We start from the raw sequence: 15,136 nt of genomic DNA, 5'->3' as shown, positions 1-15,136 counted from the left end.
CGGCAACGTGGCTGGCAGCGCTGTCAACGGCGGGATCACGGGCGTCGACCAGATTGCGTTCACAGGTTGACGACAAGAAACGGGCAGGTCTAGCGTCGCCCCTGCCCGCACGGAGCCGTCGGGCCAGGAGCCGGTGCGCCGTCGCGCCGCTCGCCACGCGAAGGAGATGCGATGCCGGATCGCCACGCCGTCCTCGAGATGCGCTCGATCACCAAGGAGTTCCCCGGGGTGCGCGCCCTCGACGACGTCTCGCTGGCGGTCGAGGCGGGTCAGATCCACGCCATCTGCGGGGAGAACGGCGCCGGGAAGTCGACCCTGATGAAGGTGCTCTCGGGCGTGTACCCGCACGGCACCTACGCCGGCGAGATCCGGTACCAGGGCGAGCCCGTGGAGTTCAAGGACATCCGCTCCAGCGAGCAGGCCGGGATCGTCATCATCCACCAGGAGCTCGCCCTCATCCCCGAGCTGTCGATCACGGAGAACATCTTCCTCGGCAACGAGGTGCGGGCCCGGGTGGGCATCGACTGGGACGCCGCGCGCCGCCGGGCGACGGAGCTGCTCGCCCGCGTGGGGCTGCGCGCGTCGCCGGACACCCTCATCAAGAACCTCGGCGTCGGGCAGCAGCAGCTGGTCGAGATCGCTCGGGCGCTCGCGAAGGACGTGCGCCTGCTGATCCTCGACGAGCCCACCGCGGCGCTCAACGAGGACGACTCCGAGCACCTGCTGGACCTGCTGCGAGGGCTGCGCGCCAAGGGCCTGACCTGCATCATGATCTCCCACAAGCTGGGCGAGATCGAGGAGATCGCGGACACGATCACGATCATCAGGGACGGGCAGACGGTCGAGACCCTCGACGTGCGCGCGGGCGGCATCGACGAGGACCGGATCATCCGGGGCATGGTCGGCCGTTCCCTGGCCTCGCGGTTCCCCGACCACGCGCCCCGGATCGGGGAGGTCTTCTTCGAGGTCGACGGGTGGACGGTGGAGCACCCGGAGGTGCCCGGGAGGCTGGTGTGCAAGCAGTCCGCCTTCCACGTGCGCCGCGGGGAGATCGTCGGGTTCGCGGGCATCATGGGGGCCGGGCGCACCGAGCTCGCCCGGTCGATCTTCGGCCGCAGCTACGGTCGCTACCTGTCCGGCACCATCCGTATGGACGGCAGGGAGATCTCCGTGCCCGACGTGCGCTCGGCCGTCCGGCACCGGATCGCGTACGTGTCGGAGGACCGCAAGGCGCTCGGGCTCAATCTCCTCGACACCATCCAGCAGACGGTCGTCTCCGCGAACCTGCCTCGCGTGTCCAGCGGCCCCGTCATCGACCACGACAAGGCGTTCCTCGCGGCCGACGACTACCGCCGGTCCTTCGGGGTGAAGTCCCCGAGCGTGCGCGACGGCGTGTCCACCCTCTCGGGCGGCAACCAGCAGAAGGTGCTGCTCGCCAAGTGGATGTTCACCGAGCCCGAGCTCCTCATCCTCGACGAGCCCACCCGCGGCATCGACGTCGGCGCCAAGTACGAGATCTACGGACTCGTGCAGCGTCTCGCCGACGAGGGCAAGGGCGTCGTCGTCATCTCCTCCGAGCTGCCCGAGCTGCTCGGCCTCTGCGACCGGATCTACACGGTCTTCGAGGGCCGGGTGACCGGCGAGGTGGCGCGCGCGGACGCCACCCAGGAGGTGCTCATGCGCCTCATGACGGGCGCTCCGGCGGCCGCGCGCTGACCGGACCGGCCGACGGGGCAGCAGAGGCCAGCAGACCAGACCGGCCCACCAGAACTAGGTGAAGGAACCCACGACGATGACGTCACTCAAGCAGCTGTTCGGCGGAGGCGTCCGCCAGTACGGCATGGTGATCGCGCTCCTCGCGCTCATCGCCTTCTTCCAGATCGGCACGGGCGGCCTGGTCCTCACGCCGTCCAACGCCCAGAACATCATCATCGGCAACTCCTACATCCTGATCCTCGCGATCGGGATGGTGCTGGTGATCATCGCGGGGCACATCGACCTGTCGGTGGGCTCGGTGGCCGCGGTGACCGGGATCATCGTCGCCATCGCGCTGCGCGACTGGGGCATCCCGTGGTGGGCAGGCATCCTGCTCGGCCTGGCCGTGGGGGCGGCGATCGGGGCGTGGCAGGGGTTCTGGGTCGCCTACGTCGGCATCCCCGGCTTCATCACCACGCTCGCCGGCATGATGCTGTTCCGCGGCCTCAACCAGCGCATCGGCCACTCGTCGACGGTGCCGGTGCCGGCCGAGCTGCAGCAGCTCGGCGCGGGTTACCTGCCGGAGTGGGGGCCGAACACCGGGCTGAACAACTCCACCCTCGTGCTCGGCGTCGTGGCGATCGCCGCGGTGGTCTGGTCGGAGCTGCGCCGCCGGGCGCGCGCCGGCCGGCTGGGGCTGGACGCCCCGCCGGCGTGGGTCGCCGTCGTCCGCGTCGTGGTCGTCGCCGCGGTGATCGCGTACGTCACCTACCTGTTCGGCACCGGGCGCTACGGCACGTCGTTCCCGATCCCGGGCGTCGTGCTGGCCGCGCTGGTGATCCTCTACAACTTCGTCGCGTCGCGGACGATCGGCGGGCGCCACGTCTACGCGGTGGGCGGCAACCGCGCCGCCGCCGCCCTGTCGGGCGTGAACATCCGCCGCACCAACTTCTTCGTGATGATGAACATGTCCGTCCTCGCGGCGGTGGCGGGCATGGTCTTCGTCGGCCGGGCGACCGCGTCCGGGCCCGCCGACGGCAACATGTGGGAGCTCGACGCGATCGCGGCCGTCTTCATCGGCGGCGCCGCCGTCTCCGGAGGGGTCGGCACCGTGGTGGGTTCCGTCATCGGCGGCCTCGTCATGGCGGTGCTGAACAACGGGCTCCAGCTCATGGGCGTCGGCTCGGACACCACGCAGATCATCAAGGGTCTCGTGCTCCTGGTGGCCGTCGCGTTCGACGTGCACAGCAAGGTCACCGGGCGCCCGTCGATCATCGGGCTGGTCTTCCCGTGGCTCGGGAGGAAGGGCGACGGGGGCACCCCGGGCGCCGACGAGCCGAAGCCCGAGGTCCCCGTCGCGGACGGAGCCAGCTCGCGCGGCTGAACCAGACCGGCCGACTCCTGTCGGCCCCCCTTCCCACCCGGTACCCGACGAGGGGTATCTCGAGCAGAAAGTTGGACCCATGAAGACGAAGTTCTCCACAGGTCTCGTCGCCCTGGCGGCGGCGAGCGCGTTGGCGCTGTCGGGCTGCGGCTCCTCCGAGCGCGGGGCCGAGGCCGGCGGCGAGGGCGGTGAGTCCGCGGCGGCCGGGTTCGAGGACGGCGCCAAGATCGGCGTCGCGCTGCCGCAGAAGACGTCCGAGAACTGGGTGCTCGCCGAGAGCCTGTTCAACGACGGGCTCACCGAGGCCGGCTACGAGCCGATCGTGCAGTTCGCCAACGGCGGCGTCTCCGAGCAGCAGAACCAGATCCAGGCGATGATCCAGCAGGGCGTCGAGGTGCTCGTGGTGGGCGCCATCGACGGCTCGCAGCTCGGGTCGCAGCTCAAGGCGGCGAAGGACCAGGGCATCCCGGTCATCGCCTACGACCGGCTGCTGGAGAACACGGACGCCGTCGACGTGTACGAGGCGTTCGACAACTTCAAGGTCGGGCAGCTGCAGGGCCAGGCGCTGCTCGAGGGCCTCGCCGACCGCAAGGGCGAGGGGCCGTACAACGTCGAGCTCATCGCCGGCTCGCCGGACGACGCGAACTCGACGCCGTTCTTCGAGGGCGCGATGGACGTGCTGCAGCCGAAGATCGACGACGGCACCCTCGTGGTGAAGTCGGGCCAGACCTCCCAGCAGCAGGCGTCGACGCAGGGCTGGGAGGCGGAGAACGCCCAGAACCGCATGGACACGATCCTGTCCGGCAGCTACAAGGACGCGGAGCTGCACGGCGTGCTGTCGCCGAACGACACGCTGGCGCGGGCGGCGCTGACGTCGGCCAAGCAGGCCGGCAAGGACGTCCCGGTCATCACCGGCCAGGACTCCGAGGTCGAGTCGGTGAAGTCGATCATGGCGGGCGTGCAGTACTCCACGATCTACAAGGACACGCGCGAGCTCGTGGAGGCCACGATCGGTGCGGTCGACGCCTACAAGGCGGGCGAGGAGCCCGAGGTGACCGACACCGAGTCGTACGACAACGGCGTCAAGGTCGTCCCGGCCAACCTGCTCGAGCCCGTCATCGTGACCGAGGACAACGCGGCCGAGGTGTACGCGGGCGACCCGAACCTGGAGGAGCTCACCAAGTGAGGGTCTGACCCGGCGCCCGTCCGGGCACCGGTCGGCGGTGGGTCGTGGTCTGCGGGCCGCGGCCCACCGCCGTTCTTTCGCCCTGCTACCGGCCGCGGGGGCCTCGTCCGCGATCGAGCGAGAACCTGTCGTGCGGGTCGAGGTGGGCGAGGACCTTGCCGAGCGTGGTCGACAGGGTGCGGACCTCGTCGGCGTCCAGGTCGTCGTAGACGTTCTCCAGCACGGTGCGGGCGTGGCCGGGGGCGCTCGCGACGACCTTCTGCCAGCCGTCGTCGGTGAGCCTCGCGACGGTGGCGCGCCTGTCGTCGGGCGCCGCCGCGCGGTCGATGTAGCCGCGCGCCTCCAGGCGCCGGGCGACGTGTGACAGCCGGGGGAGCGTGGCGCTGGTGAGCTGGGCGAGCTCGCTCATGCGCAGCTCGCGGTCGGGCGCCTCGGACAGCATCGCGAGCACCATGTACTCGTAGTGGGTCAGGTCGGCCTCCCGGCGCAGCTGCTGGTCGAGCGCCGCGGGCAGCAGCTCGATGACCGCCTGCAGCCGCAGCCAGCTGCGCATCTGCTCGTCGTCGAGCCAGCGCGGTGCGTCCGCCCGTCCGCTCGTCGTGCCTGACGCCGCGTCCGTCGTCACGGTGGCCCCCTCTCTTCGCCTGCATGGTTGACGTGACAACTATAGCGACCTATGTTGGTTGTAGCGTCAACCAATCAGGTCGACGCGGACCGAGGAGGACACCATGGCCACCATCAGCATCATCGGCGCAGGGAACATGGGCACCGCGATCGCCGGGCTCGCGCTCGCGGCGGGCAACGACGTCCAGGTCGTCGCACGCGACCGGGCCAAGGCCGCGGCGGTCGACGCCGCCGTCACCGCGACCACCTTCGGCGAGCCGCTGGTGGGCGACGTCGTCGTGCTCGCGCTCCCGTACCCCGCCCTCGATGACGTCGTCGCCACCTACGGCGCCCAGCTGGACGGGCGCACCGTCGTCGACATCACCAACCCGCTGGACTTCGCCACCTTCGACTCGCTCGTGGTGCCCGCCGACTCGTCGGCCGCCGCCGGGCTCGCCGCCGCGCTCCCGGGCGCGACGGTGCTCAAGGCCTTCAACACCACCTTCGCCGCGACCCTCGCGAGCGGCACCGTCGGCGACGTGCCGACCACGGTGCTCGTCGCGGGCGACGACGCCGACGCCAAGGCAGCCTTCGCCGCCGCGTTCGACGGCTCCGCGGTGCGGGTCGTGGACGCGGGAGCGCTCAAGCGCGCCCGCGAGCTCGAGGCCCTCGGCTTCCTGCAGCTCACGCTGGCCGCCGGCGACAAGACGCAGTGGACCACCGGGTTCGCGCTGCTCTGAGCCGGACCCCGCCGGCGCGTGGCGCCCGTCCGTCCGAGAACACCGTCCGATCACCAGCCCAGGAGCCGACCATGACCCGAACCGCCGACCTGCTCGCGGCCGAGACCGCGATGGGCGCCGTCACCCTGCACGTGGGGGACCTCGGCGCGATGAGCGCCTACTACCGCGAGGCGATCGCGCTGGAGGAGCTCCCGGGGCTCGGCGGTCCCGACCGGGTGGTGCTCGGCCGCGGCGGGCAGGCGGTCGTCGTGCTCCGGCACACGCCGGGCCTGCCCGCGACGGCCCGCAACCAGGCGGGCCTGTTCCACACGGCCGTTCTGTTCGACACCGAGGAGGCGCTGGCGGCCGCCGTCGCGCACGCCGCGCAGCACCCGCTCTCGCGGTTCGCCGGCAACTCCGACCACTGGGTCTCGCGCGCGTTCTACTTCACCGACCCCGAGGACAACGGGATCGAGCTCTACTGGGACCGGCCGCGGGACGCCTGGCAGCGCGACGGCGGCCGCGTCGCCATGGGCTCCGACTGGTTCGACCCGCAGGAGTTCCTGCGCCGCCACCTCACCGAGGACGCGCTGGCCGGCACCGCCGCCCAGGCCGCCCAGGTGGGCCACGTCCACCTGCAGGTGGGCGACGTGCCGACGGCGCAGAAGTTCTACGTGGACACCCTCGGGTTCGAGATCATGGCCACCTTCCACGGCGCGCTGTTCGTCGCCGCGGGCGGGTACCACCACCACATGGCGATGAACACCTGGAACAGCGCGGGGGCCGGGCCGCGCGCCGCCACGCTCGGCCTCGGCCAGGTGGCGCTCACGGTGCCCACGCGCGACGAGGTCGGCGCGCTCGCCGACCGGCTGCGGCACGCCGGCGTCGAGGCGCGCGACGACGGGCGGACCCTGCGGTTCGAGGACCCCTGGCGCACCCTCGTCGAGGTGTCCGTGGCCTGAGCGCGGGCCCGCACGGCCGGCTGCAGGGCCGCGCCGCTCAGTGGAAGACGACGGTGCGGTGGTCGTCGAGCAGCACCCGGTGCTCGGCGTGCCACCGCACGGCGCGCGCCAGGGTGCGCCGCTCGACGTCCTCGCCCAGGGCCACCAGGTCCGCGACCGCGCGGGAGTGGTCGACCCGCTCGACGTCCTGCTCGATGATCGGCCCTTCGTCGAGGTCGCCGGTCACGTAGTGCGACGTGGCGCCGATGAGCTTGACCCCGCGGTCGTACGCCTGGGCGTACGGGCGTGCGCCCTTGAACGAGGGCAGGAAGGAGTGGTGGATGTTGATGACCTGCCCGGACAGGTCGCGGCACAGCTCGTCCGACAGGATCTGCATGTACCGGGCGAGGACGACGAGCTCGACGTCGAGCTCCGCCACCAGCTCCCGCAGCCGGGCCTCCGCCTGCGCCTTCGTGTCCTGGGTGACCGGCACGTGGTGGAACGGCTTGCCGTAGAACTCGGCGATCTCCTCCAGGTCGCGGTGGTTGCCCACGACGCCGACGACGTCGACGGGCATGTCCTGGTATCGCTCGCGGTAGAGCAGGTCCACCAGGCAGTGCGGGGCCTTGCTGACCAGCACGAGCGTGCGCTGGCGGCGCCCGACGACGTCGAGACCCCACGACATGCCGAACCGCTGCGTCACCGGCTCCAGCGCCGACACGAGCTGCGCCCGGTCGGCGGCCGCCTCCACCTGGACGCGCATGAAGAACAGCCCGGAGGCAGGGTCACCGAACTGCTGCGACTCGGTGATGTTGCCGTCGAGGTCGGCCAGCACGCCCGCGACGGCGTGCACGATGCCCGGCCGGTCGGGGCAGGAGAGCGTCAGGATCCATTCGGTGGTCGCCACCTGCCCATTGTGGCTCGTCGCGGGACGACCCGTGTGGCGTGTCCGCACGGTGCGCCATGTCGTGCGCTGCATGTGGCAACCGCGCGGTCGTGATCGTTTTGTGACCATTTTCCACCCGCTGTCCGGGGTGTCCGGAGCAATGGTCGCCATTAGGTTGTGGTTCGTTCAAAGTCGAATGATGGGGATGGTCCTTCAGGTGCGTTTCGGGCGGGTTGTCGCGTCAAGTGGTCTTCTGGCGTTGGCCATGTCGGGCATCGTTCCGGTTTCCGCTGGGGCGGACGAGGTGGCGGTGGAGTGCGTGCCGGTGGTGGACGACGCGGTGGCCGCTGCGCAGGTGGCGGCGGAGTGCGGCAGCGAGGTCGAGATCCGTTCGGAGCGTTCGCCGTGGGACACGGTGTTCGCGACGCCTGCCGGTGGCATGCGGGTGGAGACGTCGGCTGCGGCGGTGCGTACCGAGGTGAACGGGTCGTGGCAGGAGATCGACACCACGTTGGCGTTGGGGGCGGCGGGGGTCGAGGCGGCGGCTGCGGCGTTGCCGATCGTGTTCTCGGACGGGTCGGCGGGGATGCCGTTGGCGAGGATCGAGTCGGGCGGGCACGTGCTGGAGTTTCATGCGCCGTTCGAGCTGACGGCGCCGTCGGTGTCCGGCGACCGGGTGACGTATCCGGACGTGCTGCCGGGGGTGGACCTGATCGCGTCGATCGATCCGGACGGGACAGGGTTCTCCGAGGTGCTGCGTGTGGCCTCCGCGCAGGCGGCGGCGAACCCTGCGTTGGCCGAGCTGGGGTTCCCGGTCGAGGTCTCTGAGGGGTTGACGGTCTCGGAGGCTGACGGTGGCTTCGTCGCCTCGGACGCGGCGGGCGTGCGGGTGTTCACGAGCCCGACGCCGTTGATGTGGGACTCGGGCTCCGCGACGGCACCGGCCCCGGCACCGGCACCGGCGTCGGCGCCCGATGGTGGGTCGGGCGTGTCCGGGACGTCGGCATCGACGGGTGCTGCGCTGGTCGCCGGGGTGGACGAGACCTCCGGGGAACCGGTGGCGGACGATCTGGTGGTGGCCCCGGGGCTGGACAGTGCGGTCATGCCGATGCCGGTAGAGGTATCCGGCGGGTCGGTGACGTTGACGCCGGACGCGGGCATGCTGGCGGATCCGGGCACGAGCTGGCCGGTGTTCATCGATCCGGGGGTGTCCGGGTCGCGGCACGAGTGGACGGCGCTGCGTTCGGGGATGTCGTCGGACTACAAGTTCTCCGGCGACCAGGGCCTGGGGTTCTGTGATGTGTCGGTGACGTCGGCGTGCGGGCGGGATTTCACGAGCCGTCTGGTGTGGGAGTTCCACGGGCTGTCGAAGGTGTCGAACGTGGCTGCGGGGGACATCACGTCGGCGACGTTCTCCGCGTACGGGACGCACTCGTTCAACTGCACGGCGTATGCGGTCCAGGCGTTCAACGTGGAGAGCATCGTGTCGGGAACGACGTGGGGCTCGAACTCGGGCTGGACGGCGGGTAACCGGCAGTCGACGCGGTCGGTCGCCCACCGGCCGGGCTGTGACGGCGAGCCGCGCCGCATCGCGTGGGACATCAAGCAGGCCGCGCAGGAGGCGGCCTCGTACAACCACGCGTACATCACGATCGGGTTGCGGGCCGCGGACGAGTCCACGATGGCGAAGTGGAAGCGGTACAAGAACACCGCGAAGCTGTCGGTGTCGTACAACCGGGCGCCGGTGATGCCGACGACGAAGTCGATGAAGACCACCGCGAGCGGGTCGAACCTTGCGTGCTCGACCTCGAAGAGCGGTACGGACAGTATTCGCACGACCAGGCCGACGTTGCGGGCACATGGCGTGGACCCGGACGGGCAGAAGGTCCGGCTGCGGTTCAAGGCTACGGATGTCGCGACCGGTGACAAGGTGTGGCAGTCGTCGTTGACGACGGCACGGGCGAGTGGTCAGCAGCACACGGTCAAGGTGCCGTCCGGGGTGTTGAAGGACGAGCGCGTGTACCGGTGGCGGGCCGAGTCCCAGGATCCGGGCGGCCGCAAGTCGGGCTGGTCGGACGACATGTGTTACATCCGTCCGGACATGACCCCGCCGAACAAGCCGACCGTGACGTCGAACGCCTACCCCGAGAATCGGGTGAACGGGGAGGTCGGGACGTCGGGCACGTTCAAGTTCGGCCCGAACGGGTCGAAGGACGTCGTGAAGTACAAGTACTCGTTCAACTCGGACGCCCTGAACCGGCACAAGCCCGGCAGCTCGGCCTCGGTGTCGTTCACACCGGAGTCCGGCGGCTCGCAGGTGCTGTACGTGCAGTCGTTCGACAAGGCCGGTCGCGGCTCACCGGTCAACGTCTACCGCTTCAGCGTGGCGTTCCCGACGGTCTCGGGGCTGTGGCACCTCGATGAGGGCAGCGGCACGCAGGCATCGGACGCTGCGCCGGCCGAGGTCGCGGGGCAAGAGGCGTCCCATCCCCTGACGCTCTCGGACGCCTCCATGTGGGCGCCTGCCGGCTGGGACGGTGGAGGCTCTGCCCTGACCTTCGGGGCGGGTGAAGCAGCGCACACCGACGGGCCGGTCCTTGATACGAGCAAGTCGTACACGGTGAGCGCGTTCGTCGACCTCGCGGCCACGGACACGCATCGGTTTGCGGTGAGTCAGGACGGCCAGTTCTCGAGCGCGTTCAAGCTGGGGTATCTGCGTGACTCGTCGCGGTGCGATGGCGGTGCGGCAGGCTGCTGGGCGTTCCTTGCCTACGCCCGCGACGGAGGCGGTGGTCTCGCGGCGACATCGCCTGTTCCCGCGGTAACGGACACGTGGGTACATCTGACCGGTGTCTACGACGCGGGGGCGTCGACGAGCAGCAACTCGGCCTCCGCGACGTTGAAGCTCTACGTCTGCGGAGGTGCGACCGACTGGGAGCCGCGGCTGGCGACGATGGTGTCGCTGAACCCGGACGGTCTGGGGTGGTCGGCGGGTGGCGATCTGCAGGCCGGGCGGGCGCAGTACAGCGCGAAGGCGACCCAGGGCTGGGCCGGTCAGATCGACGACGTGCGCGCGTACGACGTCGCACTCGGAGAGGACCAGATCCGGCGGGTGTGCTGGGGATCGCAGGTCGAGTTCTGAGATGGGCGGGACGACGGTGTCGACGGGCTGGAGGACGAGGGCGATCATGCGACGGGCGCGAGGGCCGGCGATGGTGGGGCAGTTCCGACCGCGGGTGAAGCTGGTGGCGGCCGTGACAGCCGTCGTCGTGGTCGGAACGGGGATTCCCGCCGTGGCCGATGACGGTGGTACCGGCCCGTCGCTCGCCGAGCGGGAGTCGTGGACGATGGAGGAGCGTGCGGCCTACGGGCAGGAGGTCTGGGGGGACCGGGAGGACGACGTCGATCCGCTGGCGGCCGATCCCGTCCCCCTCGCGCCGGTCCGCGACCTGGCGAAGGTCGAGGGGACGACGAGCTGGGCGCTCGCCCATGCGGCCCCCGAGGTCTTCGCGCAGGCCGATGAGGCGCCTTCCGAGGCTGTCGTCGACCTGACGGAAGGTGCGGCGGATGCCACGGTCGGTGGGCTTGCGGTCACTGTGCAGCAGGTGATGACCGGTACGGCGGCGAAGTCACCGCGGGCCGACGATCGTCGGGTGCGAGTTCGTGGCGAGGGCCGGCGAGCGGCCGGCGCGCTGGGTGTCGAGGGGGCCGTGGTTGTTCTCGAGCCTGCAGGCGTGCCGGACGACACGATGGCGTCGCAAGCTCGTGGCGCCGCTGACCAGCGTGTCGAGGTCGAGATCGACGTCTCGGACCTGCCGGCTGCCCGGTCCACCGACTGGCTCGCGCGCGCGTCCCTCGTGGAGCTGCCCGCTTGTGCGGCCGACCGGCCCGATGCGGCGGAGTGCCAGGCCCGGGTGCCCGTGAAGGGCAGCGTCGTCGACGTCGGCTCCGGGACGGTGAGCGGGGTGGTCAGCCTCGGCAGTGGTTCCGCCACCGTGCTCGCGGTCGAGGCTGGCGCTGCCGGCGCGAGCGGCGACTGGTCGGCGACGCCGTTGTCGCCGTCGGCGTCGTGGCAGGTCTCGCAGCAGTCGGGCAGTTTCGCCTGGTCGTACCCGATGCGCACGCCGACGACACCGGGCGGGCTCGAGCCGGAAGTCTCGTTGACCTATGACTCGGGGTCGATCGACGGACGTGTGGCATCGACGAACAACCAGGCAGGGCAGGTCGGTGACGGGTGGAGCCTGAACGCGGCCGGGTACGTCGAGCGGAGGTTCGTCCCGTGCGCCGATGACACCGCGGCGGTAGACGGCAAGCCGGCGAACAACAAGGGACACAAGACCGGCGACCTGTGCTGGCGCGACGACAACGCCACTCTCATGCTCGGCGGCAGGTCGTCCGAGCTGGTCAAGGACGAGTCGACCGGTACGTGGCGGCTGAAGAGCGATGACAACTCGAAGGTCGAGCGGCTGACCGGCGGGTGGAACGGTGACGACGACAAGGAGTACTGGAAGGTCACGACGAGCGACGGGACCCGGTACTTCTTCGGCCGTGACAAGAGGTCGGCATCGGACACCAAGGCGTTGAACTCCGCGTGGACGGTGCCGGTGTACGGCAATCATGCGGGCGAACCGTGCTACGACTCATCTTTTGCGGACTCGCGCTGTGACCAGGCATGGCGATGGAACCTGGACTATGTGGTCGACGTGTCCGGGAACTCGATGACGTACACGTACAGGCGGGAGACGAACCGGTACGGGTACGACAACAATTCGGGGACGGCATCCTACGTGCGGGGTGGTTCGCTGCTGTCGATCGAGTACGGCACCCGCGCCGGTGACGAGCAGGGTGCGGACGCGGCGGCGAGGGTGGTGCTCACCGCGGCCCAGCGGTGCGTGAAGTCCTCGGGCTTCGACTGCGCGGCGGGGAAGCTGACGTCGGCGAACAAGGCGCACTGGCCGGACGTCCCGTTCGACCGGATCTGCACGTCGTCCACGTCGTGCGCGGGCCGTACGGTGCCGACGTTCTTCTCCCGGCACCGCACCACGAGGGTGACGACGCAGGTGCTGACCTCTGCAGGAAGGTACCGGGCCGTGGACCGGTGGGACCTGGCACAGCAGTTCCCGGACCCGGGGGACGGCACGGACCCCGCACTGTGGCTGGCGAAGGTGACGCATGTCGGCGTCGGCGCGTCGTCGGACGTCACGCTGCCGTCCACGACGTTCGTCGGGCAGCAGATGCCCAACCGTGTCAACACGCAGCTGGACGGCCGCTTTCCGATGAACCGGTACCGGATCTCGAGCATCAGATCGGAGTCGGGCGGGGTCACGAGCGTGAACTATTCCGGCACCGACTGCACGACGAGCTCGCTGCCGGGCAAGCCGCAGTCGAACACCAGGCGGTGCATGCCGGTGTTCTGGACGCCGGAGGGTGCGACGGAGCAGGTGCTGGAGTACTTCCACAAGTACCTCGTGACCTCGGTGGTCGAGAACGCACGCGACGGGATCTCCGAAGCGACCGAGACGCACTACTCGTATGTCGGCAACCCTGCCTGGCACTATGACGACGACGAGCTCGTGCGGCCCAAGTACCGCACCTGGTCGCAGTGGCGCGGGTACGGCGCGGTGGATGTCGAGGTCGGTGCCCCGGGGCGCAGCGACGAGCCCCAGGTGCGCACGCGCACCCGGTACTTCCGGGGGATGCACGGCGACCGGTCGGCGCCGTCCGGGGGCACGAGGACGGTCGAGGTGGACGGCATCACCGATCGTGACGAGTTCGCCGGGATGGCGCGCGAGGAGATCGCCTACGACGGGTCGGCGCGCGTGACCTCGACGACGCACGTGCCGTGGCGTTCGTCGGCGACGGCAACGGACGCTGACGGCGACAAGGCCTTCCGCACGGGGGTGAAGCAGTCGGACACCACGACGACGTTGGCCGCGGGAGGCACGCGCACGACGCGGCAGGTGACGGCGTTCGACTCCTACGGGGCGCCGGTGCGGGTTGACGACCTGGGCGATGTCGCGGTCGCGGGCGATGATCGGTGCACGCGCACGACCTATTCGAGGAACGCGAGCAAGAACATCCTCGACACGGTGCGGCGTGTCGAGACGGTCGCGACCGGGTGCGGCAAGGACCCGACGCGGCCGAAGGACGTGGTCTCCGACCAGCGGTTCGCCTATGACGGCAAAGCGGTCGGGGCCGCCCCGGCCGCCGGTCGGGTCACGGCCCGCCAGGAGGTCGACGCCTACGCGTCCGGGGCGCCGAAGTACGTGACCGTGGAGCGCACCAGCTACGACGGGTTCGGGCGTCCCACCTCGGTGACCGATGCGCTGGGCCGCACGACCACCACGGCGTACACGAACACGGCCGGCCTGGTGACACGCACGACGGTCACGAGCCCGGATCCGGACGGGGACGGCTCGTTGACCGCGCACAAGACGGTGACCGATCTCGATCCGGCCTGGGGTGTGCCGACGAAGACGACCGATGCGAACGGGCAAGTCACCACGGGCACCTACGACGCACTGGGACGACTGACTCGGGTGTGGGAGCCTGGCCGCGTGCAGGGCACGGACTCGCCGACGACGAAGTTTGCGTACACGGTGCGCGGCTCGGGCACGAACGCGGTGAGAACCCGGACGTTGAACCACGACGGGTCGGCGTACGTCACCAGCACGGTGCTGTACGACGGGTTGCTGCGCCAACGCCAGACCCAGGCGCCGTCGGCCGACGAGGACAACCCGGGCAGGCTGATCACGGACACGTTCTACGACTCCCGTGGCCTGGTGTCGATGCGCAACGAGCCGTGGTTCACCACCGGGACCGTCTCGACCACAATCGTGACGTCCACGGACGCCAAGCCCGGTTCCACCGTGGTCACCTATGACGGCGCAGGCCGAGCCACGAAGGAGGAGTTCCGGATCGCCGGGACCCCGAGGTGGTCCACGACGACGAGCTACGGCGGCGATCGGGTGACCGTCGACCCGCCCACGGGCGGGACGGCGACGACCACGATCACGGACGCGCGCGGTCGCACCAAGGTGGTGCGCCAGTTCCTCGGCGACGACCCGTCCGGGACGTCCCAGGACACCACGTATCGGTATGACGGAGCGGACCGGTTGATCGGCGTGAGCGACCCGGCCGGGAACGACTGGACGTATTCCTACGACCTGCGCGGCCGCCAGGTCACGGCGAAGGACCCGGACAAGGGCACCACGACCACGACCTACGACAAGGCGGGGCAGGTCGCCTCCACGACGGACGCCCGCGGCGAGGTCCTCGCGTACACCTACGACGCGCTGGGCCGCAAGACGTCGATGCGTGACGACACGGCCACCGGCGCGGCACGGGCGCGGTGGGTGTACGACACGCTGGCCAAGGGTCAGCTGAGCAAGTCGGTGCGCGACGACGCTTCGGGTGCGTACACGCTCGCGGTGACGGGGTACGACGACCACTACCGTCCGCTGGGCCAGAAGGTGACGGTGCCGGCCTCTGCGGGGGAGCTTGCCGGTTCGTACACCACGAAGTACACCTACACCGTGGATGGTCGGGTGCGGTCGGTGGAGCACCCGAAGGCCGGCAACCTGGGTGCGGAGAAGGTCACGACGTACTTCGACGACGCGAACCAGGCTGAGGCCGTCGGCACGGTGAACCAGGCCCTGGGCGTCCCGTGGGGTGCCGTCGTCGCCGGGTCGAACCACTCGCCGTACGGTGAGCTGATCATGG

The 15,136-nt window shown here is 70.3% G+C and carries 9 protein-coding genes; 7 read left to right on the top strand and 2 right to left on the bottom strand.

Translation table 11 applies throughout. The features are described 5' to 3' along the window. The first annotated feature begins 171 nt into the window (after window positions 1–171). The 3 genes from mmsA (at window position 172) to IEW03_RS14305 (ending at window position 4,265) form a co-directional block, all read left to right on the top strand. Window positions 172–1,716, top strand: coding sequence for a multiple monosaccharide ABC transporter ATP-binding protein (mmsA, locus tag IEW03_RS14315; RefSeq protein WP_188524384.1), 1,545 nt, complete (start codon window positions 172–174; stop codon window positions 1,714–1,716). A gap of 76 nt (window positions 1,717–1,792) precedes the next feature. After that, on the top strand, window positions 1,793–3,079 hold the full coding sequence (gene mmsB / locus IEW03_RS14310) for a multiple monosaccharide ABC transporter permease (RefSeq protein ID WP_188524383.1): 1,287 nt from the start codon (window positions 1,793–1,795) through the stop codon (window positions 3,077–3,079). 79 nt (window positions 3,080–3,158) lie between these two features. Next, on the top strand, window positions 3,159–4,265 hold the full coding sequence (locus IEW03_RS14305; RefSeq protein WP_188524382.1) for a substrate-binding domain-containing protein: 1,107 nt from the start codon (window positions 3,159–3,161) through the stop codon (window positions 4,263–4,265). An 85-nt stretch (window positions 4,266–4,350) separates the two neighbouring features. Here the strand turns inward: IEW03_RS14305 and IEW03_RS14300 are convergent, their stop codons facing one another. Then, on the bottom strand, window positions 4,351–4,890 hold the full coding sequence (locus IEW03_RS14300; RefSeq protein WP_229738148.1) for a MarR family winged helix-turn-helix transcriptional regulator: 540 nt from the start codon (window positions 4,888–4,890) through the stop codon (window positions 4,351–4,353). 103 nt (window positions 4,891–4,993) lie between these two features. Between IEW03_RS14300 and IEW03_RS14295 the strand changes: the two genes are divergently transcribed. Then, entirely contained in the window at window positions 4,994–5,608 is a 615-nt protein-coding gene (locus IEW03_RS14295; RefSeq protein WP_188524381.1) for an NAD(P)-binding domain-containing protein, read from the top strand. A gap of 71 nt (window positions 5,609–5,679) precedes the next feature. After that, complete coding sequence (locus tag IEW03_RS14290; RefSeq protein ID WP_229738147.1) at window positions 5,680–6,549, top strand: VOC family protein; 870 nt, start codon at window positions 5,680–5,682, stop codon at window positions 6,547–6,549. Window positions 6,550–6,586: 37 nt separating this feature from the next. Here IEW03_RS14290 and purU read toward each other — a convergent pair whose 3' ends face one another. Next, complete coding sequence (gene purU / locus IEW03_RS14285; protein ID WP_229738133.1) at window positions 6,587–7,435, bottom strand: formyltetrahydrofolate deformylase; 849 nt, start codon at window positions 7,433–7,435, stop codon at window positions 6,587–6,589. Here purU and IEW03_RS14280 point away from each other — a divergent pair. Continuing rightward, window positions 7,425–10,556, top strand: a complete 3,132-nt coding sequence (locus IEW03_RS14280; protein WP_229738131.1) for a LamG domain-containing protein — start codon at window positions 7,425–7,427, stop codon at window positions 10,554–10,556. The genes purU and IEW03_RS14280 overlap by 11 nt on opposite strands. 46 nt (window positions 10,557–10,602) lie before the next feature. Beyond that, on the top strand, window positions 10,603–15,136 hold a 4,534-nt coding region (locus IEW03_RS14275; protein WP_188524378.1), incomplete at its 3' end, for an RHS repeat domain-containing protein.

Origin of the sequence: Isoptericola cucumis, assembly GCF_014635665.1 — a bacterium.
In the GTDB taxonomy this organism is placed as follows: Bacteria; Actinomycetota; Actinomycetes; order Actinomycetales; family Cellulomonadaceae; genus Isoptericola; species Isoptericola cucumis.
This window is presented reverse-complemented; position numbering and strand designations above follow the sequence as displayed.

What these genes read in the sequence shown, in the direction of transcription:
- mmsA (WP_188524384.1), top strand. Translation starts at nt 172, where the DNA reads ATGCCGGATCGCCACGCCGTCCTCGAGATGCGCTCGATCACCAAGGAG.
- mmsB (WP_188524383.1), top strand. Translation starts at nt 1,793, where the DNA reads ATGACGTCACTCAAGCAGCTGTTCGGCGGAGGCGTCCGCCAGTACGGC.
- IEW03_RS14305 (WP_188524382.1), top strand. Translation starts at nt 3,159, where the DNA reads ATGAAGACGAAGTTCTCCACAGGTCTCGTCGCCCTGGCGGCGGCGAGC.
- IEW03_RS14295 (WP_188524381.1), top strand. Translation starts at nt 4,994, where the DNA reads ATGGCCACCATCAGCATCATCGGCGCAGGGAACATGGGCACCGCGATC.
- IEW03_RS14290 (WP_229738147.1), top strand. Translation starts at nt 5,680, where the DNA reads ATGACCCGAACCGCCGACCTGCTCGCGGCCGAGACCGCGATGGGCGCC.